19 protein-coding genes and 1 tRNA gene are annotated in these 19,935 nt (G+C 53.8%); 4 read left to right on the plus strand and 16 right to left on the minus strand.

Annotation, left to right across the window (positions count from 1 at the left end):
- Positions 1 to 301 precede the first annotated feature (301 nt).
- From J7395_RS03840 to J7395_RS03870, 7 genes are all read right to left on the minus strand, one after another.
- Positions 302 to 970 (minus strand): LysE family translocator, encoded by a 669-nt coding sequence (locus J7395_RS03840; RefSeq protein ID WP_209220580.1) that lies wholly within the window; start codon positions 968 to 970, stop codon positions 302 to 304.
- Between the two features lie 244 nt (positions 971 to 1,214).
- Positions 1,215 to 1,904: a hypothetical protein gene (locus tag J7395_RS03845; RefSeq protein WP_062951044.1), complete on the minus strand. Its 690-nt coding sequence runs from the start codon at positions 1,902 to 1,904 to the stop codon at positions 1,215 to 1,217.
- An 80-nt stretch (positions 1,905 to 1,984) separates the two neighbouring features.
- Positions 1,985 to 3,619 carry an ABC transporter ATP-binding protein gene (locus tag J7395_RS03850; protein ID WP_209220581.1) on the minus strand — a complete coding sequence of 545 codons (1,635 nt, stop codon included), beginning with the start codon at positions 3,617 to 3,619 and terminating at the stop codon, positions 1,985 to 1,987.
- 11 nt (positions 3,620 to 3,630) lie between these two features.
- Entirely contained in the window at positions 3,631 to 4,662 is a 1,032-nt protein-coding gene (locus J7395_RS03855; RefSeq protein ID WP_062960574.1) for an ABC transporter permease, read from the minus strand.
- Between the two features lie 2 nt (positions 4,663 to 4,664).
- Entirely contained in the window at positions 4,665 to 5,774 is a 1,110-nt protein-coding gene (locus J7395_RS03860) for a microcin C ABC transporter permease YejB (protein ID WP_209220582.1), read from the minus strand.
- A 3-nt stretch (positions 5,775 to 5,777) separates the two neighbouring features.
- A complete protein-coding gene (locus J7395_RS03865) occupies positions 5,778 to 7,736 on the minus strand; it encodes an extracellular solute-binding protein (protein ID WP_209220583.1) in 1,959 nt (652 codons plus the stop codon).
- A 234-nt stretch (positions 7,737 to 7,970) separates the two neighbouring features.
- Positions 7,971 to 8,897: a LysR substrate-binding domain-containing protein gene (locus tag J7395_RS03870; RefSeq protein ID WP_062960571.1), complete on the minus strand. Its 927-nt coding sequence runs from the start codon at positions 8,895 to 8,897 to the stop codon at positions 7,971 to 7,973.
- Between the two features lie 154 nt (positions 8,898 to 9,051).
- On the opposite strand from J7395_RS03870, the gene J7395_RS03875 reads away from it, so the two are divergent.
- Positions 9,052 to 9,261, plus strand: coding sequence for a DUF1127 domain-containing protein (locus J7395_RS03875; RefSeq protein ID WP_062951014.1), 210 nt, complete (start codon positions 9,052 to 9,054; stop codon positions 9,259 to 9,261).
- A 232-nt stretch (positions 9,262 to 9,493) separates the two neighbouring features.
- On the opposite strand, the gene J7395_RS03880 is transcribed toward J7395_RS03875, so the two are convergent.
- From J7395_RS03880 to J7395_RS03890, 3 genes are all read right to left on the minus strand, one after another.
- Positions 9,494 to 10,759: a class I SAM-dependent methyltransferase gene (locus J7395_RS03880; protein ID WP_209220584.1), complete on the minus strand. Its 1,266-nt coding sequence runs from the start codon at positions 10,757 to 10,759 to the stop codon at positions 9,494 to 9,496.
- A 136-nt stretch (positions 10,760 to 10,895) separates the two neighbouring features.
- Complete coding sequence (locus J7395_RS03885; protein ID WP_209220585.1) at positions 10,896 to 11,879, minus strand: NADPH:quinone oxidoreductase family protein; 984 nt, start codon at positions 11,877 to 11,879, stop codon at positions 10,896 to 10,898.
- 102 nt (positions 11,880 to 11,981) lie between these two features.
- The gene (locus J7395_RS03890; RefSeq protein WP_062951010.1) at positions 11,982 to 12,287 is read right to left on the minus strand and encodes a hypothetical protein; all 306 of its coding nucleotides are present in this window, start codon (positions 12,285 to 12,287) and stop codon (positions 11,982 to 11,984) included.
- A 339-nt stretch (positions 12,288 to 12,626) separates the two neighbouring features.
- Between J7395_RS03890 and J7395_RS03895 the strand changes: the two genes are divergently transcribed.
- Positions 12,627 to 12,716, plus strand: a tRNA-Ser gene (locus tag J7395_RS03895).
- 126 nt (positions 12,717 to 12,842) lie between these two features.
- Here J7395_RS03895 and J7395_RS03900 read toward each other — a convergent pair.
- Positions 12,843 to 13,376 carry an SRPBCC family protein gene (locus J7395_RS03900; RefSeq protein WP_209220586.1) on the minus strand — a complete coding sequence of 178 codons (534 nt, stop codon included), beginning with the start codon at positions 13,374 to 13,376 and terminating at the stop codon, positions 12,843 to 12,845.
- Entirely contained in the window at positions 13,373 to 13,741 is a 369-nt protein-coding gene (locus J7395_RS03905; protein ID WP_247741949.1) for a metalloregulator ArsR/SmtB family transcription factor, read from the minus strand. The genes J7395_RS03900 and J7395_RS03905 overlap by 4 nt, the downstream gene beginning before the upstream one ends.
- 179 nt (positions 13,742 to 13,920) lie before the next feature.
- Here J7395_RS03905 and J7395_RS03910 point away from each other — a divergent pair, with 179 nt between their 5' ends.
- Positions 13,921 to 15,723, plus strand: coding sequence for a monovalent cation:proton antiporter-2 (CPA2) family protein (locus J7395_RS03910; protein ID WP_209220587.1), 1,803 nt, complete (start codon positions 13,921 to 13,923; stop codon positions 15,721 to 15,723).
- A gap of 12 nt (positions 15,724 to 15,735) precedes the next feature.
- Here J7395_RS03910 and J7395_RS03915 read toward each other — a convergent pair whose 3' ends face one another.
- Entirely contained in the window at positions 15,736 to 16,269 is a 534-nt protein-coding gene (locus J7395_RS03915) for an NUDIX hydrolase (RefSeq protein ID WP_209220588.1), read from the minus strand.
- 96 nt (positions 16,270 to 16,365) lie between these two features.
- Positions 16,366 to 17,022 carry an NAD(P)H-binding protein gene (locus tag J7395_RS03920; protein ID WP_209220589.1) on the minus strand — a complete coding sequence of 219 codons (657 nt, stop codon included), beginning with the start codon at positions 17,020 to 17,022 and terminating at the stop codon, positions 16,366 to 16,368.
- Between the two features lie 197 nt (positions 17,023 to 17,219).
- On the opposite strand from J7395_RS03920, the gene J7395_RS03925 reads away from it, so the two are divergent.
- The gene (locus tag J7395_RS03925) at positions 17,220 to 17,777 is read left to right on the plus strand and encodes a type 1 glutamine amidotransferase domain-containing protein (RefSeq protein ID WP_062950997.1); all 558 of its coding nucleotides are present in this window, start codon (positions 17,220 to 17,222) and stop codon (positions 17,775 to 17,777) included.
- Positions 17,778 to 17,846: 69 nt separating this feature from the next.
- Here the strand turns inward: J7395_RS03925 and J7395_RS03930 are convergent, their stop codons facing one another.
- Together J7395_RS03930 and J7395_RS03935 are read right to left on the minus strand one after the other, a co-directional pair.
- On the minus strand, positions 17,847 to 19,394 hold the full coding sequence (locus J7395_RS03930) for a TRAP transporter large permease subunit (protein WP_114109406.1): 1,548 nt from the start codon (positions 19,392 to 19,394) through the stop codon (positions 17,847 to 17,849).
- Positions 19,394 to 19,897 carry a TRAP transporter small permease subunit gene (locus J7395_RS03935; RefSeq protein ID WP_209220590.1) on the minus strand — a complete coding sequence of 168 codons (504 nt, stop codon included), beginning with the start codon at positions 19,895 to 19,897 and terminating at the stop codon, positions 19,394 to 19,396. The genes J7395_RS03930 and J7395_RS03935 overlap by 1 nt, the downstream gene beginning before the upstream one ends.
- Positions 19,898 to 19,935: the final 38 nt, after the last annotated feature.

Below are 19,935 nucleotides of genomic sequence, written 5' to 3' on the forward strand. Positions count from 1 at the left end.
TTCGGGTGTCACTGCCATCGGCAAGCAGAATTCACCCGGTTTTTGGCAGCCAAGAATTGGCAAGAGTGCGCAATTCCGCCAAATGGGACAGAAAATCTGCCCCATCCTTTCTTACCCCACCTTCCCACACGTAAGAATAGCCAACAAACAGACCAGTTGGTTTGTTAGGAGTTTTTGCGTCCAGGCATTAGATATTTGATTTAATCTTTTGATATCAAAAACTTATATCGAAACACCCGCGCATAGAGCCGCAACATATACTCCGTGACACAAGAAGTTTCTGCTTATCCCAGATTTCGGCTTAACGGGTCTTGGCAATGCTTTCCGGCATGTCAATCAAGGACAAAAGCAGGGCTGCAACAATCAAAACACCGCCGCTGACACGGCCAATTGTGTTTTTCCCGCCGCGTTTTATCAGCCAGGGCATCAGACGGGCGGCGCCCATCGCATATATCATTACGAATGTGTAATCAAAAATCACAAAGGTGGTTCCAAGAATCATCAACTGCGGCAAAAGTTCCGCCGACGGATCGATGAATTGCGGAAACAGTGCTCCGAAAAAAGCAATCGCTTTCGGGTTGCCGGCTGCGACAAGGAAGCCTTCGCTGAACAGGCGACGCTTGCGCACGGGCTCAAACCCCGGCGCTGAATTCATTTCTATATCGTTACGATCATTTCCTGCCTTGGATTTGCGCAGGATCGCTGTCACGCCGATAACAAACAGGAAAGCAACACCGCACCATTTGACAACACCAAACGCCGTCGCCGAAGTCGCAAGCAACGCCCCCAGACCAACTGCGGCAATCACCATCTGGATCATGTTGGCGGTCACATCGCCAAGTGCCGTAATCATTGTCGGGCGAGGACCATAACGCAACGAATGCGACATCCCGATCAGAACACTTGGACCCGGTGTCGCCACCATAAGTGATACCAGTGCGCAAAAGCTGAGCCATGTTTCAATCGGCATTTCAATCCCCGGGTCACATCAAACGCCCTCGGAATATCACGCTCAAGCCCTCGAACAAGTGCACTCTGCGCACGGCTGGCATCCACAGACCAAGTGCACAGGGAGTCACCGCCCCTGCCGCATTCAACCCGGTTCAAAACGCGTTGTATGGGAATGGACCAATCCGCAAAGGATCGTTCAGGAATGGGGAGACAAATCATATGGCAAGCGGCCACAAGGCATGCACAGGATTTGCAGGAACGTCTCACCGCCCAGGCTTTTTATCACCTGGCCAATTGTCATAGAACTTGCGCACCTGGACCGAGCGGATGGCTTCTGGTGGCACAATGCCCCGTGCGGTCGATAAAAGCCGGTTCTGAAGAGCGGCAAAATAGCGATTGGTCGTTGGCGGAAATGGAGAGAATGGTGGTTCGGATTTGATTTCCTCACCATTTTCCTTCGCCGCTTCGGCCGCTTCTTTTTCCGCTTCGAGTTCTTCTGGCGTTTTGGGCGGTGGCGGCGCGATCAGTTCTGGCCCGTTATAGACAAAGCCACGTTTGCCTGCTTCGAGCTTGTCATACCGGTTCTGGGTATCACGATACATGATGCGCTGAAGATCACGCAGAAATGCGTTCTGTAGTTTGGGCTCTGCCTGTTCGAGGATGGCACGGTCCGCCACCGACGACGCCTCCAGCCAAACGTGAAACACCATCTGCCGGATTGCACCGACCTTTGGCAAAACCACGGTCAGTGCAATTGAATCCGACTGGATTACCGTTTCGGGAATCTCGGGTTCCTTTGGCCCACTGCTCTCGGATGTGGCGTCCCCGCCATGTCCGCCACCAGACGCATGCGCGTCTGATGCCAGCAGCAACATCAACCCCATCGATACCGCCGACAGCGGCATGACAAGCCAGTTCCTGAATCCTTTCGGGTTTTTTCCCGGTTCGGTCATGAACACTCGCTTCCAGCCCGTAATTGTACCATGGCATTGCCCGACGAACGCGGTGAGCCCTTGTCAGGTTCCCGTCGGACTTAGCTTTGCACGAACTCCGACCCGGCTGCACGCAAATCAAGTGCCGCAGCCAACAATGCCTTTGTATAGGATTCCTTCGGATTTTCAAAGACTTCGTCGGCATTTCCGCTTTCGACAAGCCGCCCGCCCTTCATCACCATCACCCGATGCGAAAGAGCGCGCACCACACGAAGGTCATGGCTGATAAACAGATAGGCCATCTTGTGGCGCGCCTGAAGATCACGCAAAAGTTCGACAATCTGTGCCTGTACCGACATATCGAGTGCCGATGTCGGTTCATCAAGAACCATGAAACGCGGTTTTAAGACCAGTGCACGCGCAATGGATATGCGCTGGCGCTGCCCGCCAGAAAACTCATGCGGATAACGATCCATGGCGTTCACCGGCAAATCGACTTCGCGCAACGCCTCGGCAATGCGTTCAGTGCGTTCCTGCCGGGACATTTCCGGGTTATGGATTTCAAGCCCTTCGCCGACGATCTGGCTGATCGACATACGCGGGCTCAGGGATCCGAACGGGTCCTGAAACACTACCTGCATGTCGCGACGTAATGCGCGCAAATCACCCCCGGAAAATTGCCGGACATCTTTACCATCAAATCGAATATCGCCGGTCGATGACAGCAGACGCAGAATTGCCATCGCAAGTGTCGTCTTCCCCGATCCACTTTCGCCAACAATGCCCAATGTTTCGCCCTGTTTCAGGCTAAGCGAAATATGATCGACCGCATCAAGGTAATATTCCGGGCGGCCAAGCAGCCCCTTCTTGCCAATCGGGAACCTTACCAGAATGTCATTTGTCCGGATCAGTTCCTGTGCATTGTCGGGCAAAGGTGGCGCATTGCCACTTGGCACTGCCGCCAGAAGCTTTTGGGTATAGGGATGCTGCGGATTGTCAAAAAGCCCGCGGCCCGTGCCGCGCTCGACCACCTCGCCATCCTTCATCACACAAACATTATCGGCCATTTTCTGCACGATCTGAAGATCGTGAGTAATCAGCAGCAACGCCATACCAAGCTTGGCCTGCAGCTCTTTTAGCAACTCAAGGATTTGCGCCTGAATGGTCACATCAAGAGCCGTGGTCGGCTCGTCGGCAATCAGCAATTCCGGTTCGTTCGCCAGTGCCATCGCAATCATTACCCGCTGGCGCTGGCCGCCTGATAATTCATGCGGCAATGCCTTCAATCGCGACGCGGGATCGGGAATACCCACCAGATCAAGCAGTTCAAGAATGCGTTCCCGCGCCTTGCGGCCGCGAAGCCCCTTATGAAGCAGCAATACTTCCCCGATCTGCTTTTCAATATTATGCAGCGGATTTAACGATGTCATCGGCTCCTGGAAAATCATCGCGATCCGGTTTCCCCGAATCTTGCGCAGGATTTTCGCATCCGTGCCGAGCATTTCCTGCCCGTCAAAGATAATCGAACCGCCCGGATGACTTGCCCGCGGATAGGGCAGCAATTGCAGGATCGAAAGTGCGGTCACCGATTTACCCGATCCACTTTCGCCAACAAGCGCCATCGTCTCGCCGCGCTTCATGGCAAACGAAACACCCGTGATCGCCGGAACCCCGGCAAAACTCGCCGAAAGGTCCTTTACCTCAAGAAGCGGCTGTGTCGATTGATTGGTCGTCATAACCGTTTCCTTTAAAATGTCTTGCGCGGATCAAAGGCATCACGCACCGCCTCGCCGATAAAGATCAGAAGGCTCAGCATGAGGGCAATCGCAAAGAACGCCGTCATGCCAAGCCACGGTGCCTGAAGGTTATTTTTCCCCTGCGCAAGCAATTCACCAAGCGACGGCGAGCCGGGCGGCATTCCAAGCCCCAGGAAGTCAAGCGATGTCAGCGCCACGATCGAACCGTTCAACACGAAAGGCAGGAATGTAATCGTCGCCACCATCGCGTTTGGCAGCACATGACGATACATGATGCGATAGTCGGTCATGCCCAATGCACGCGCGGCCCGAACATATTCAAAATTACGTGCCCGCAGGAATTCTGCACGCACAAGACCCGTCAAACTCATCCAGCTAAACAGCACAAGAATGAACAAAAGCGTCCAGAAACCCGGCGCAAACAGGCTGGCCAGAATGATCAGGATGAACAACTGCGGCAATCCGGCCCAGATTTCGATCACACGCTGGAAACCAAGATCGACCCAGCCGCCGAAATAACCCTGCACCGCACCAGCCGCTATCCCGATCACCGAACTAATCGCGGTCAGAGCAAGACCAAACAGGATCGATATCCGGAACCCGTAAATCAGACGCGCCAGCACGTCACGCCCAAGGTCATCTGTTCCCAACCAATGACGGAATGATGGCGGGGCCGGCTGTGCCTCGCGCATTTCGAAATCAATGGTGTTGTAGGAAAACGGGATTGGTGGCCAGATGGCAAAACCATGTTCTTCGATCTTGCCAAGGATATAGGGATCGTAGAAATCCGTTTCGACGTCAAAATCCCCGCCATAGGCAGTTTCAGGATGATCTGACAGGATCGGGACGTACCAGTTGTCGTCATATTTGACAAATATCGGTTTGTCGTTGGCCACCAGTTCGGCTGCCAGACAGATCACAAACAGGATCGCAAAAACAACCAACGACCAATAGCCACGCCTGTTGGCCCGGAAATTTGCCATGCGGCGTTTATTCAGCGGCGAAAGAATGATGTTACCCATGATCAATTCTCCCGCGCTTCAAAGTCGATCCGCGGATCAACGAAGTGATAGCTGAGGTCACTGATCAGGTTCAACACAAGACCAAACAACGTAAACAGATAAAGTGTCGCAAACATCACCGGGTAATCACGCTTCATCACGGCTTCAAAACCAAGCAACCCAAGCCCGTCGAGCGAGAAAATCACCTCGATCAGGACCGAACCGGTAAACAACAACCCGATCAATGCACTCGGGAAACCGGCAATGACCAGCAACATCGCATTGCGGAACACATGCCCGTAAAGAACCCGCTTTTCCGTCACCCCCTTGGCCCGTGCGGTGACAACGTATTGTTTGTTGATTTCATCAAGGAACGAGTTCTTGGTCAGCATCGTAAGTGTGGTGAATCCGCCAATGGTCAATGCTGTAATCGGCAATGCGAGGTGCCAGAAATAGTCCGCAACCTTGCCCAAAAGCGACAATTCATCAAAATTCGATGATGTCAGCCCCCTTAACGGGAACAGATCGAAATAGGTTCCACCGGCAAACACCACGATCAGCATCACGGCAAAAAGAAAGCCCGGAATGGCATAACCGACAATGATCGCCGCCGATGACCAGACATCAAAATTCGACCCGTCCCGCACGGCCTTGGCAACGCCAAGCGGCACGGAAATGATATAGATGATCAATGTCGACCAAAGGCCAAGCGATATCGAGACCGGCATCTTGTCGATCACGATATCGACCACATCGCGATCCTGAAAATAGCTTTGGCCGAAATCGAACGTCAGATAATTTTTCATCATCATCCAGAAACGTTCATAAGCCGGTTTATCGAACCCGAACTGCTGTTCAAGCTGGGTGATGATTTCAGGATCCAGTCCCTGTGCCCCTCGATAGGTCGAGGTGGAGGAAAAATTGTTCCCGCCGCCGGCACCACCGCCACCTCCACTATCCGCACCCTGATTGCTGATGCGGGCAGTTGCGGCAACATCGGTGCCCTGCAACTGGGCAATCATTTGTTCGACTGGTCCACCCGGTGCGAATTGCACAATGGCAAAGTTCAGCACCATGATGCCAAACAGTGTAACCGGAATCAGCAGAAGGCGACGCAGGATATAATTCAGCATGGCCTAATACCCCCCTTTCCGGAGCTGTCGCGACTTTTCGGGATCAATCCACCATGTCATGACGGATGATCCCTTAAGTGGCACCACATCAGGTCTTCCGAACACATCCCAATAGGCCATCCGGTCCCCGCCAAGATAATATTGCGGGATCACATAAAATCCCCACTGCAACACGCGATCAAGTGCACGCACACGCTGCACAAGGCTTTCGCGGCTGTCGGCATCCACAACCAGATCGATCAGTTCATCAATAACCGGGCTTTTGATACCCGCAAAATTGCGACTGCCGGGTTGGTCGGCGGCTTCGGATGACCAGAAAATCCGCTGTTCGTTCCCCGGTGAAAGGCTTTGTGTCCACCAGAAAGTCGTCATATCGAAATCATAGGCCTGAATGCGATTGACCCACTGCCCGGTATCGATCAGGCGAATATCCATGGTTACGCCAAGCTGGCGCAGGCGCGCCTTCAGAACCAGCGCGATCTTCTCGAGCCCCGGCTGACGGATAATCAGCTCAAACCGGAACGGTTCACCGGTCTTGCTGTTGACCAGCTGCATATTGCGCAATTCCCAGCCCGCATCCTGCAAAAGCTGCATCGAATGGCGCAATGCCTCGCGTCGGCCATTCGGTGCATCAAAGTTCGGCAATTGTGGTGGCTGGGTAAACAGCTCCGGCGGAAGCTGACTTCTGAATCCTTTCAGGATATCAAGCTCTTCGCCCTGCGGCACACCGGTCGCCGCCAGTTCGGAATTGGCGAAATAGCTGACATTGCGTTTATACGCGCCATAGAACATCGCACGGTTCAGCCATTCGAAGTCAAACGCATATTGCAGGGCTTCCCGTACGCGGATATCGGCAAATTGCGGTTTGCGCGTGTTAAACACATAGGCCTGCATGCCATTTGGCAGATTATCGGGCAGGAATTCCTTCTTGATCTGGCCATTCTGGACTGCGGGCGTGTTGTATGCCGTGCTCCATTCGCGCGAAGAATGTTCGCTGCGGATCATATATTCCCCGGCAAAGAACGCCTGACGTTGCACATCGGGATCAAGATAGGTGTCAAACCGCAACGTATTGTAATTGTTGCTGCCGCGATTAACCGGCAAATCCTCTGCCCAGTAATCCTTGACCCGTTCATAGGTAATCCGGCGACCGGATTCAAAATCACGGATTTTATAGGCGCCGCTACCTACCGGGATATCAAAGGTGGTTTTGGAAAAGTCCCGCCCTTCCCAGTAATGCTTGGGCATAATGGCAAGCTCGGCCACGATCATCGGCATTTCACGGTTGTTGCCCGGTTTGAAATCAAACCGGACTGTCAAATCGTCAATCGCCTCGACCTTTGCGACCTGGGCGTAATATTGCCGATAAACCGGGCTGCCCTTTTCAATCAGGATATTGAACGAAAACACGACATCTTCGGCGGTGATGTCCGTACCATCCTGAAACCGCGCGCGCGGATCAAGGTGGAAAATGGCAAATGACCGATCCGCGGGATATTCAATGCTGCGTGCAATCAACCCGTAAAGCGACGAAGGCTCGTCCGCGCTAGATACCATAAGGCTGTCATAGATCAGGCCAAGCCCGCTGGCAGCCGTGCCTTTAAGGGTATAGGGGTTTAATGTGTCAAACGCGACGATAGAGCCCTGCACAAGCGTCCCACCCTTGGGGGCATCCGGATTGACGTAATCGAAATGCCGGAAATCAGGCCCATATTTCAAATCACCATAAAGCGATATGCCGTGTGAAACGGTGGTCAGGGGTTTAAGCTGCTCCTCATCGACCCGCACGGTCGGAGCGGCTGTAATATCGGGTTTATCGCCATTCTGTGCCATCGCTGCCGTCGAAACCGTCAACGATGCTGCGAATATCAGCGCCCCAAATGCGCCCCCGAAATAGCGGGAAATTTTTCCCGGGCTCCCCGTTTTCCGTGCGATGCACGTCTCGCCTGCTTGCCGCGTCATATTTATTCCTGAAATGTGCCCGGCTCGAAGCCCGAACCCCGGCAGGGCCAATACGCATCATTGGATCATCTGACACAATTACGGACGCACTGTTCGAAACGTTCCGGACAATTCCCGCCAAGAATAACGGGGACCGGATACGCCGACGTTACGTCCGCAACGCATCTTGATCCAAACGACATATTCATAATGAGGAATAAAATGGTTCAATTTCAAGGCATCATCTTGAAACTGTCATTCTGCCCCTGATTCTTTTTGCAAAAGCTTGCGCTTGTCCGTCTCCATCCTGATTTCGGTCATCAACCAGTCGCGAAACGCCCGCACCTTGCGCCGCTCCAGACGTCCCTCGGGATAACACAGTGAATAGGCATACGGGCTATCTACCGGCAAATCGAACGGCACGGTCAAACGATTGGTTACCACATATTCCCCAATCATCGCCGGGTCTGAAATCACCGCGCCAAATCCGCTGGCCGCAGCTTCCATCGCCATATCAAGGGTCGCAAAAACCGGCCCCCGGTCGGGATCAACCCCCTCTATCCCCGTACCCTTCAGCCATATGCGCCAATCTTCTCGCTGAGCCGAACAATGCAGCAGGGTAACGCGACCAAGGTCTTCTGGGGTTTTCAGTTCTTTCGCAAGATTGGGGTGGCACACCGGCAAAAGCCGTTCACCGGTCAAAAATTCGTGTACCAGTTGATCACCGGGCGTATCGGCAAAACGGATGGCAATATCGGTTTCGTTAAAATCTACCGGGGCGGCATCGTCGCTATATGTTCCCAACTGCACTTGCAGGTCGGGATGTTCCATCTGAAACCGTCCAAGGCGCGGCACGATCCAGCGCATCGCGAATGTCAGAGGCGACAGGACCTTAAGCTGCGTGTCATCCGGCCGGTTTTCGATCCGCGACACGGCCAGCTCGATCGAATCAAATGCCGCAGTTAACGACGACAGCAAGTTACGTCCCGGTCGCGTCAGCTTGAGGCGCCGGTGATGACGTTCAAACAATTGCCGCCCCAACACATCCTCAAGATGCTGCACCTGTCGGCTGACCGCCCCTTGCGTCACATTAAGCTCATGTGAAGCTTTGGTGAAACTTTCAAGACGGCCGGCAACTTCAAAGGCACGAAGCGCGTTTAGCGGTAATGGGCGGCGTTTCACGGCAACCAACTTACATGATTAAAACTCATGCAATGATGACAAAAGATGGTTTGAGCGCAAGTGTTTTTAAGCGTAACTCTGGGTTTAACAGAACGAGACACATTCAGGCCGCATACAAACCGAGAGCAGGCCGATAGATTGAAGGAATGAGATCATGGTCGCGATCACCAAAGACGCCGGTGCTTTTGTCACCACCCGCCGTCACCACAACAGCGTAAATGTTATGGAATTGCCGCGTCAGTGGGCAAAACGTTATGTTCTCCGCCAGAAGCTTGCGACGATGGATAGCCATCTGCTGCGCGACATTGGCTGGGACGTATATGAAGCACGTATCGAAGCCGCCAAGCCATTCTGGAAAGCCTGAGCATTCCGCTTAAAGGCGCCAAAACGAGAGTATTTATTATGTCTCCCCGACTTTTCCGCTTGCAGGGGCCGCTTTCATTCCCCCTGCAGGTTATTGAAGCGCTGACAAGCGTCTTCAGTCTCCCGACACGCAAGACCGAGATTCGTACCCGTTATTGACGGTTTTGTGTTCCTGATTGCCGACCATCCCCCGATGGTCGGCATTTTTGTTACCCGGATAACCCCGAACCGGATTACCTCTCTGGATGCAGGTACATCAGGTTTGCTGCATTCAGCACCGAATACATCACCGCGAACTGGGCATCAAACTCATATTTGTCGGGTCTCGGGTCAAACATCTCGTAAATCTGGCCGACCGTGCGTTTGCCATTGATGCGCGTCAGAATGCCGGGGCTCGCCGGGGGCAGGCTGCGCGTTACAGATAATCCGGTAAAATTGATCTTGATATGGCCGGTTTTGGCAACAGACCGCGCCAAGGCAGCCCCGTCTATACGTACAAAGAATGGCACCGCATTGCGATCAGGTACGGGCGGTTTGACCTTGTTTTCCGATTTCACCACATAAAACAGATGCTTGGTAATGTTGCCTGCCATCAATTCGGCCAATGCGGCGCGCTTGCGGAACGGCACATGTACGGCCTTGTCCAGAACGTCGTGGCGCGAACAATAGGTCGTCGGGTCATAGCGCATCGGTTCGATGAATTGCTGAAGCCGCAAACCGGCTTTCTCGACAAAATCAAAAACCTCGTCAACGCGATATGCTCGATCCTGCTGATGCAAAAGCAGATCATAAAACCCGGAGTCTCCCCCCTGGATGTGATCATTTACAAACGGGTTACGCTTCAGCCAGTTTGTACCGGGCAATGAGTCAAACAGTGCCTTGCCAAGATTAAGCCTTTTGCGCCCACCAGCTTCCGCCGAAAGGCGATCCATCATCTCCTGCATATGATAAACGCCGATCCGGCCAAGTTCGCCGTAAACCATCAAACCCATACCGCCTTTGGGTTTGAGCGCATCAGCCAAAGCCTTTAACCCGGCATCCGGGTCGGGCAGATGATGAAGCACACCACAGCAATCAATATAGTCAAACGGACCATATTTTCCGGCCAGATCAACAAACGATCCGGTAACAAATTTGACGTTCTTTTCAAGGTTGCGGCGTTTGATCCGTGCCTCGGCGATCTCGCGCGAGCTTTCCGAAAGGTCGATATAGACAATCTCGACCTTGGCCTTGCGATCACGCGCCTGCTGCGCCAGCATCACCAGCGCGTCCCCGGTACCACCGCCTGCGACAAGTATCTTTATCTTTTTGTCATTCGCCGACGGATCGTGGCCACCAAACACGAAATGAACCACTTCGTCCCAGTTTCCTGGTGATCCCACGACGAGGCGCTGGTCTTCATCCTTCGGATCACGGGCCGGGTAGGGGAATGTTTCATATTGTGCCCGCGTTTTATCGGACGCTTTTGGCTCGTCTGGCTTTTTCCGGGTTTCGGACATCAGCGGCATTCCAATGGATCAACAGGTGCTTTAGCAAGCCCGACAGGGAGCCCGCAGGACGGAACGATATCAGGGACGGCAACATCCTATAAAATTTCAAGGATTTGATTAATAGAATAATCGTCAGGCGACGAACTCATTCGCCGCAGCGGATCACAAGCTTCCCCGTCGCAGTCCGGTTCCGGATCGCGTCAAGTGCCTCCATCGCGTCGGAAAGCGAATAAACCGCCGGCACCATTGGCGATATCTTCCCCGATGACAGCAGATCCAGAAGCTCGGCCATGCCTGCCTTTGCGATATCCGGGTTCTGTTCCAGATAGGCCCCGAAATAAAAGCCAAGTGCGGCGACATTCTTGACCAGAAGGATGTTGGCCGGAATTTGCGGCACCGATCCGCTGGCAAATCCGATCAGAAGGATACGTGCGCCGGGCGCAACACAACGCAGGCTCTGATCAAACACGTCGCCACCGACCGGGTCATAAACCACATCCGCCCCCGTTCGCCCGATCCCGGCACAGATTTCCTTTACCCGGTCGCGAATGCTTTCGGATTTGTAGTCAATCACATGATCCGCGCCATGCGCTTTGGCGATGGCGCATTTTGGCTCCCCACCCGCGGTCGCGATGACGGTGGCACCCAAAAGTCTGGCGCACTCCACCGCCGTAAGGCCAACACCCCCTGCTGCCCCGTGGACAAGAACGACTTCCCCGCGCTGCAAGTTGGCGCGATATTTCAATCCAAACCATGATGTTCCATAAGCAATCTGAAATGCAGCCGCCGAATCAAATTCGACATTATCGGGCAGGATAGTTACAGATCCTGCATCCACCGCGATCTTTTCCCCATACCCGCCCCAGTCGGGCATTGCCATAACCCGATCCCCGATTTTAAGGCCCCGCACATTCGGACCAACCGCCGAAACTGTCCCGGCAATTTCAAACCCTGGCGCAAACGGACCCTGGGGGCGCTTCTGGTATTTGCCTTCAAGGATCAGCGTATCGGCAAAATTGACGCCACACGCTGCGATATCAATGATGACGTCACGGGATTGTGCGAACGGTTCATCGCAATCGATCAGCATCGGCGCGTCGCCAAATGCCTTGCATATCCATGCCTTCATGGCTGTTTTCCATATCGTGATCCTGCCCGATCACAGACAGTGTGCCGCGCGCAAACCGATCCGACAAGGAAAAGCCCGACAAAAGACAAAGATGAAAAAGTCTTAGAAAAACTTCTGACGCCTGCGTTTGCGGGTCATCAGCAACAGCAGGATACCCGGCACCAGCAAAATGATGAAGGCCGGGGCAAGAAGAGCCGGAACAAACGCATTGTCCCAAATCCAAGCCGAGATATAACGCTGGATCACGGACTGCAACAGGTTCAGGCTTCCGGCATCCAACCGATACCAGAGCTCGCCTGCCGCCACAAAGCGGAACGTTCCTGTCTGAAGCGCGGTAATGCCATCACCGACCAGCACAGCAAGACTGGCAAACAGCAATATCCATCCCAACGCCCTGAAAAGCCACATAGCCGTCTCCGAATTCCCGGTCAGAACTTTTCGTTTTCGTTATGATCGCGGCCACGCTACCGGCTTTGCCCCGCCAGCGTGAAGGTTTCCGCGAATCACCCTATCGTCCCGGTACATCTGGAACCATAGCCTGAAACCTTAGAGGCGATTGATCAACAAGAAGTAAATATTGGACAAATTGCTACAACTTTATCCGTCAAGTTATTGTAACAAGGGCACTTGTTCGCCGCTTGGATAGCGACCTGAACAAACATCAAAAAGTACGGGATTTTGCCTTGTCAACCGGGATCGGGTCGGCTAATGTCCGCCCGCTTTCGCGATATATACAAGATCGCATGTGGAGAGGTGGCCGAGTGGTTTAAGGCGCACGCCTGGAAAGCGTGTTGGGGTGTAAGCCCCTCAGGGGTTCGAATCCCCTCCTCTCTGCCACTTTATCAGTCATGAACACGTGACCGATTGCATTCCCCGATAATCTCTACGTTTAGAACGATAGCAGGGGACGGCAATCCCCTCCCCCACTCAATATTCAAACATCCTGATTACTGCTGATCACAATTACGCAGGTATTTTGCGACCATAGGCATCCTTCAGCCGCGCCCAATTATTCCAGAACGGCTCGGGCTCAATGCCTGAAATCCGACCGGTCAGAATATCGATATGCGCATGCCATCCGGCACTGACACTGAGCAGGTTCGACCGATCGGCAAGGCGGCGATGGATGATTGTCAGCAACACCTGATCGCCGCTTGGTTCCAGCTCGAACGACACATCCCCGCTGCCATCCCAGGTAAAGGCAAGCCTGCGTAGCGGTTCAAGCGCGGTAATCTTGCTTTGCATCCGGTGTTCGCCGCCAAACCCGGCCGGTTTGTTTCCCGGCGGGTTGGTCAGGGTATCGTTGCGCCAGACAAATTCGAACGGTGCGCCGACTTTCAATTCCATCCCGGCCGATGCCAGCCATTTGCTGAGAAACTCATCTTCGGTCAGATAGGACCAGACCCTTTCGATCGGGCCGGGCAAAAGTCGCTGGATTTTAAGCGTCGCGGGCTCAATCAATGTGCCGAAATCGTCTATCTTTCCAATATTGGTCATTGGGTGTCTCCCGTCCTGGAGTTGGGGCTGTTCTTAGCGTCATCCCTGCGCAACAGATTTTCCAGAACATCAAGCCGCTCGTTCCAGAACCGCGCATAGAAGCCAAGCCATTCATAGGCACTCGCCAGCGGGGCAGGATCAAGGTGGCAATAATGAGTGCGCCATCTGATTTCGCGCCGGATCAATCCGGCACTTTCCAGCACCTTGATATGCTTCGATGCCGCGGCTAGTGAAATGGCAAATGGTTCCGCAAGCTGACTGACAGTCCTCTCCCCTTCCGACAGATCAGAAAGCATCTGCCGACGCGTCGGGTCACCAAGCGCGTGAAAAACCGCATTCATCTGCTGTGCATTTAATTCAACCATACGGTTGAATGTAAATTCGACCCCACGCTGAGTCAACCATTCTGTTAAATGATGTCACTCTCTTTCGGCACGAGGTTTTAGATGCGCGATGTTTACGCGCCCGCTAAACTGAAAATCCGGGGACAAGCCACCCGATATAATTGGCAAAAAACCACATCAAGCACGAGGACAACGACAAAATGGCAGTAATTGAAGGCGGGTTCCTGCACACGGCGGTCCTTTTCCTTGGTGCAGCCGTGATCGCAGTGCCTATCTTTAAAAAACTGCGTCTGGGTTCCGTGCTGGGGTATCTGTCCGCAGGGGCATTGATCGGACCATTTGGCCTTGCCCTGATTGCAGAACCGGAAGAAGTCCTGCACTTCGCCGAGTTTGGCGTTGTTCTTTTGCTGTTTATTATTGGTCTTGAATTACGTCCCCAACGCCTGTGGGCGATGAAAGGCGAGATTTTCGGACTGGGTCTGATGCAGGTTGCCGTCACTGCCGCTCTTCTTTATGCCGTGCTGATTGCTTTTGACTGGCCGTGGCAGCAGGCCGTGATTGCCTCCCTTGCCCTGTCGCTTTCCTCAACCGCCTTTGCCCTTCAAATCCTTGAAGAAAAAGGCACACTCAATAGCGACCATGGCAATACCGCCTTTTCGATCCTGCTGTTTCAGGACCTTGCCATTGTGCCACTGATCGCCCTTGTCGCGTGGCTCAGTCCGACAAGCGACGGCGGCGAAGCCGGAACCGACTGGATCTATATTGCCAAGACCATCGGTGCGATTGCACTGGTTATCGGGGCGGGCAAATATCTGCTTAATCCGTTTTTCCGTATCATCGCCCTGACCCGGGCACAGGAAATCTTCACGTCTGCCGCACTGCTGCTGGTGATCGGCGCGGCCCTTCTGATGCAAGCAGTCGGTCTGTCGATGGCACTTGGCGCGTTTCTGGTTGGTGTGATGCTGGCAGATTCCGAATATCGACATCAGCTTGAAACCGATATCGAGCCCTTCCGTGGCATCCTGCTGGGTCTGTTTTTCATCGCGGTCGGCATGTCGGTCAACTGGCCGTTGGTCGTCGATAATATCGGAATTGTTCTGGCATCGGTTGCCGGGCTGATGGCAATCAAGGGGATCGTGGTTTATGGCCTGTGCCGGATTTTTCGCAAATGTCACGCGACCGCCTGGCGGGCCGCGATCACCATCCCGCAGGGGGGTGAATTTGCCTTTGTCCTGTTTAGCATGGCGGCATCGCTTGCCGTCATCAGTGCCACACGCGCCAACCTTCTGACCGCCATCGTCACCCTTTCGATGGCTGCCACCCCGCTTGTCGGTGCGATTGCCGAAAAACTGTCTGCCAAACTGCGCAAGGATGACCAGCCGGATGTGGACGGCATCGAAATGGCCGAACTGCAATCCGTGATCATTGTCGGCTTTGGCCGTTTCGGACAAATCATTTCACGTGTCATGGCAGCCCGTGGCATCAACGCCACCGCGATCGACAATGATCCGAAACGCATCCAGATGGCCAGCCTTTATGGCAACAAGGTCTATTTCGGCGATGTCCGGCGAAGCGATGTTCTTGCCACCGCCGGAGCCGCGAATGCCGATTTGATCTGCCTGTGTATCAATGATCGTGAGGCGACCAGACAGGCCGCCAAATATATCAGCGAACTCTTTCCCAAACCGAAATTGCTGGTGCGTGTTTACGACCGCAACCATGCACTCGATCTTATGGAAATCGGGCTTGGCGTCGAACAGCTTTATCGCGAAACCTTTGATGCAGGTGTTTCCATGGCACGCCACGGGCTTTCAATGCTTGAAACCGAACACGATGTCATTGATCAGATTGCAGATGAATTTCGTCGTCGGGATATCGATATGCTGCACGCCCAAGTGGCCGAAGGCCGCATTGCCGGCATGGCAAAGGTTCATGAAAGCTATCAGCTTGACCGCAATGATGCGCGCACCAACAAGGATGATCCGGCAATGTCGCGGCTGTAATTGTCCGCTCCGTTAACCTTGGGCAAAACCCCGAAGCTTGTCGCGCATCACCAGAACCGAATGCTCGTCGGTGTAATCCTCTAACCGGTCAAGCGCCACCCATGTCAGATCATCGGATTCATCGGTGATCTTCAGAGGATCGCGCATGTCGGCTTCAAACAGGAACCGCATATCATAATGCAAATGCGCTGGTCCCTTGGCATTTTCTGGAATTTCGTGAATGTCGATATCAAAAATCGCAGATGACAGGGGCCGTATCCACGAAAGCCCGCTTTCCTCATAAGCCTCGCGCTGGGCAACAAACAACACATCACGCACTCCGTCACAATGCCCGCCAAGCTGAAGCCAGCGTTTAAGCTTCCGGTGATGGGTCAGCACCACATGACTGCGCTTTTCATTCACGACAAAGGCCGATCCCGTGACATGTGACGTTACCGGATCATTTTCAAATGCCTTGGGTTCACCTGCGATAAAGTCACTGATACGTAGGTGATTTTCCAGGTCACGATCAGACTGTGGGACAAAGCTGGCAAGGTCGATATGCATGATATTCCGGTGTTTGAAATTGACGGTTTGCCGACCCTAGCTGAAGCCGCCACAGCAGAACAACCGAAAACCCGGAAGCATAAAGACGCAGCCAACCTATTTCCGGACGATCCGATTTACCGCATCGGAAATCTCCGTTCCACCATCGGTCAGTTCGATAATCTCCCGTCGGATTTCCGGGGTTTCAATCAATTTGGCCAGAAACTGCGCAACATTGCCACGCTTGACCGTGCCGTAAGGAATCGCAAATCCGGCGTTCACACGCCCGTCCTGATCTTCATGCAACAATGTCCCCGGTCGCAGGATCACCCAATCAGCATCGGATGCCGCAACATCCGCATCGGCGCGCTTTTTCTCGGTCATGTAATGTTCAAACCGCGGATTGGGGTCTTTGCCGCGTCCGGCTTCGGGGAAGGCGGAAACAAGATAAAGCCGCGAAATGCCTTCCTGCTTCATCGCCGCCAACACATGCCCCGGCCCGTCGCCATCAATTCGCGTGGTCCGGTCAAGGCCGCTGCCCGCCGCCCCGGATGAAAAAACAACAATGTCATGCCCCCGGATCAAAGGGGCAAGCGTTTCGGCAGTCAGTTCCATCAGGTCACCAGCAACCGGTATAATCCCTGCATTCCTGAGGTTATCGGCCTGTTCGGTTTTACGATGCAGCCCTGTAACCTGATGCCCGTTTGCCAGTAAAATCGGCGCCAGACGATGACCGATGCCACCCGTGACACCAATGATGAAAACCCTTGCCATATCGCGTCTCCGACTTCTTCAATTTCGGTGCAAATCTCTCTTCAGAGCTAGTTTGCAGCCCTTCGATGTCAATAAGAGCCGCAGTTTCCAGTTGGCTCTGACATCGGCACAAAATTGCCACAGGAAAATTTGGAACGTTTTGAAATCATAGCCGTTGGTGAGGTGTAGCGCTCGACATCAATGAAAGGAGAGACGTTATGCCTGCGATCGATACCGCAAAGATTCTTATTCTCGCGACCGATGGCTATGAACGTTCGGAATTGCGTGTTCCGCGCGACAAACTGTCGACCCACGGGGCTGATGTCAAAATCGCATCTCCCAAATCATCTCCGATCAAAAGCTGGGATAAAAAGGATTGGGGCGACACGGTCGATGTCGATATCGAAGTCAAAGATGTCGATATCAACGATTACGACGCACTGGTTATCCCCGGCGGCCAGATCAATCCCGATCTTCTGCGCAATGACGAGGCATCCGTCAGTCTGGTCCGCGAATTCGTCGCGTCCGGCAAACCGGTTGCTGCAATTTGCCACGGCCCATGGCTTCTGGTCGAAGCCGGTGCCCTGCGCGGGCGCGCCGCAACTTCATACAGTTCGATCAAAACCGACTTGCTAAATGCCGGTGCGGTTTGGCGCGATGAACCCGTGGTCTGCGATCAGGCGATTATCACGTCACGCAATCCTAACGATCTTGATGCCTTTGTTTCCAAGATTGTCGAGGAAGTCAGCGAAGGCAAACATCGTCGCGCTGCATAACCGATCAAGGTCCCCCGCCTGATCAACAAAAACGCCCCGGTTTTCCGGGGCGTTTTTTATTCAAAGGCATCAGAAAACCACGCTTGGCAACCATTTGGCTAAAGACGGCCATAGCCAGATCACGAAGATGCCAAACACCTGAAGTGCGATAAACGGCACCACACCAGCATAAATCTGTCCGGTGGTGATTTCAGGTGGTGCGGCACTGCGCAGGTAAAACAGCGAGAAGCCGAATGGCGGCGTTAAGAACGACGTCTGCAGATTGATCGCAATCAGGATCGCCAGCCACACCGGATCATGCCCCATCATGATCAGCCCAGGTGCGATCAATGGCAGCAGGATCACCGTGATTTCCACGAAATCAAGGAAGAAGCCCAGAACGAAAATCACCGCCATGCAGAAGAACAACGCCCCCATCGGGCCACCGGGCATGGATTCAAGGATTTCCGCGACATGGTCTTCGCCGCCCAACCCGATAAATACCAGCGAAAACATGCTGGCGGTCAGGATGGTGGCAAAGATCATTGCCGTCACCGTCATCGTCGATGTCAGGGCGGATTTCAGAACATCCGCCTTCCATGCCTGCTTCAAGCAGGCGGCAATAGCCGCAACACCGATGATCGCCAGCACGACATAACCCGCACCAAAAACGTAATCCAGCCCGTCCAGATCGTTGCGCTGAAACCGGACCGGTGCAATCCCGGCCATGACAGCAAGGACAAGAAGGGCCGCAGTTCCCGCCAGCACCAGATTGCGACTGGCACCCTGCCGGATACCCGCCATCAGGATCGCCCCAATCGCGCCGACCGATGCGGCCTCCGTCGGGGTCGCGATTCCACCAAGGATCGCACCCAGAACCGCAATAATCAGCAAAACCGGCGGCAGGATCGCCCGGATCACCTCGCCCACATCCGGGCGACCATCGTCACTTTTGACTGGCGGCATATCATTTGGCCGGAAAAAACCGCGCAGCAGGATATAGGCGATATAAATCACCACCAGCGTCAGACCAGGGATCAGGGCGCCTGCAAAAATCTGCCCGACCGAAATGGTTTCGATGGTGAACTTACCCTGTTCATACTGCGCCTGCTGATAGGCTGATGACATCACATCCGACAGAATGATCAGCAGTGTAGACGGCGGAATGATCTGCCCCAATGTCCCCGCCGTGCATACAAGCCCCGATGCCATTTTCGGGTTATAGCCCGTGCGCAACATGGTCGGCAGCGCGATCATGCCCATGGCAATCACGGTTGCACCAACAATCCCCGTCGATGCCGCCAGCAACGCGCCCACCAGAACGACCGAAATGCCAAGCCCGCCGCGCAACTGGCCAAACAACCGGCCCATGGTATGCAACAGATCTTCGGCGATGCGTGATCTTTCAAGAACCACGCCCATCAGAACGAATAACGGAATGGCAATCAGCACGTCATTGGTCAGAACGCCAAACACCCGCTGGCCAAGGGCGCCCATCAACGCAATATTCATCGCGTCCGTCGCCCAGCCGATAAAGGCAAAAATCACCGCAACGCCGGCAATGGAAAACGACACTGGAAAGCCCAGCAAAATGCAGCCCATCAGGGCCGCGAACATCAATAGATCAAGATATTCCATCAGGCTGCACGCCCCCGCAGAATGATAATTTGCCGCAGAAGACAGGCAACCGACTGAATAATCAAAAGAATACAAAAGGCCGGAATCAGGGATTTAAGCAACCAGACGGCAGGAATACCCCCTACCGAAATCGCCCCTTCCAGCATCGAAACGGAATTAACCACCGACGGCCATGACCAATACAGCAACGTCACCATCGACGGGATCGCCAGCACGACATAGCCAAAGGCATCAATCCTGGCCTTGGTCGTTTCATGCGCTGCGGCATAGAAAATATCGACCCGTACATGACGATCAACCAGAAGCGTATAACCCGCACCCAGCATGAAAAGCCCGGAATGCAGGTAAAGCACGCTTTCATTTAACGCGATCGAACTGAACCCGAACACATAGCGCAGCAAAACCACGGTAAACTGCAAAAGAACCATCAGAAGTGCGAACCACCGCACGGTCATTCCGGTCCACTGGTTCACCTGATCCAGTGCATCAGCAAGGCGTTGCATGAAATCCCCCGCGAAACGACAAAACCGGCGCGAGCAAA

Origin of the sequence: Thalassospira sp. A3_1 (genome assembly GCF_017744215.1) — a bacterium.
GTDB classification, from domain to species: Bacteria; Pseudomonadota; Alphaproteobacteria; order Rhodospirillales; family Thalassospiraceae; genus Thalassospira; species Thalassospira lucentensis_A.

Excerpts from the sequence above, each read along its gene's own strand:
- J7395_RS03840 (WP_209220580.1), bottom strand. The coding sequence starts at position 970 with ATGCCGATTGAAACATGGCTCAGCTTTTGCGCACTGGTATCACTTATG.
- J7395_RS03845 (WP_062951044.1), bottom strand. The coding sequence starts at position 1,904 with ATGACCGAACCGGGAAAAAACCCGAAAGGATTCAGGAACTGGCTTGTC.
- J7395_RS03850 (WP_209220581.1), bottom strand. The coding sequence starts at position 3,619 with ATGACGACCAATCAATCGACACAGCCGCTTCTTGAGGTAAAGGACCTT.
- J7395_RS03855 (WP_062960574.1), bottom strand. The coding sequence starts at position 4,662 with ATGGGTAACATCATTCTTTCGCCGCTGAATAAACGCCGCATGGCAAAT.
- J7395_RS03860 (WP_209220582.1), bottom strand. The coding sequence starts at position 5,774 with ATGCTGAATTATATCCTGCGTCGCCTTCTGCTGATTCCGGTTACACTG.
- J7395_RS03865 (WP_209220583.1), bottom strand. The coding sequence starts at position 7,736 with ATGACGCGGCAAGCAGGCGAGACGTGCATCGCACGGAAAACGGGGAGC.
- J7395_RS03875 (WP_062951014.1), top strand. The coding sequence starts at position 9,052 with ATGGTCGCGATCACCAAAGACGCCGGTGCTTTTGTCACCACCCGCCGT.
- J7395_RS03880 (WP_209220584.1), bottom strand. The coding sequence starts at position 10,759 with ATGTCCGAAACCCGGAAAAAGCCAGACGAGCCAAAAGCGTCCGATAAA.
- J7395_RS03885 (WP_209220585.1), bottom strand. The coding sequence starts at position 11,879 with ATGAAGGCATGGATATGCAAGGCATTTGGCGACGCGCCGATGCTGATC.
- J7395_RS03890 (WP_062951010.1), bottom strand. The coding sequence starts at position 12,287 with ATGTGGCTTTTCAGGGCGTTGGGATGGATATTGCTGTTTGCCAGTCTT.
- J7395_RS03900 (WP_209220586.1), bottom strand. The coding sequence starts at position 13,376 with ATGACCAATATTGGAAAGATAGACGATTTCGGCACATTGATTGAGCCC.
- J7395_RS03905 (WP_247741949.1), bottom strand. The coding sequence starts at position 13,741 with ATGGTTGAATTAAATGCACAGCAGATGAATGCGGTTTTTCACGCGCTT.
- J7395_RS03910 (WP_209220587.1), top strand. The coding sequence starts at position 13,921 with ATGGCAGTAATTGAAGGCGGGTTCCTGCACACGGCGGTCCTTTTCCTT.
- J7395_RS03915 (WP_209220588.1), bottom strand. The coding sequence starts at position 16,269 with ATGCATATCGACCTTGCCAGCTTTGTCCCACAGTCTGATCGTGACCTG.
- J7395_RS03920 (WP_209220589.1), bottom strand. The coding sequence starts at position 17,022 with ATGGCAAGGGTTTTCATCATTGGTGTCACGGGTGGCATCGGTCATCGT.
- J7395_RS03925 (WP_062950997.1), top strand. The coding sequence starts at position 17,220 with ATGCCTGCGATCGATACCGCAAAGATTCTTATTCTCGCGACCGATGGC.
- J7395_RS03930 (WP_114109406.1), bottom strand. The coding sequence starts at position 19,394 with ATGGAATATCTTGATCTATTGATGTTCGCGGCCCTGATGGGCTGCATT.
- J7395_RS03935 (WP_209220590.1), bottom strand. The coding sequence starts at position 19,897 with ATGCAACGCCTTGCTGATGCACTGGATCAGGTGAACCAGTGGACCGGA.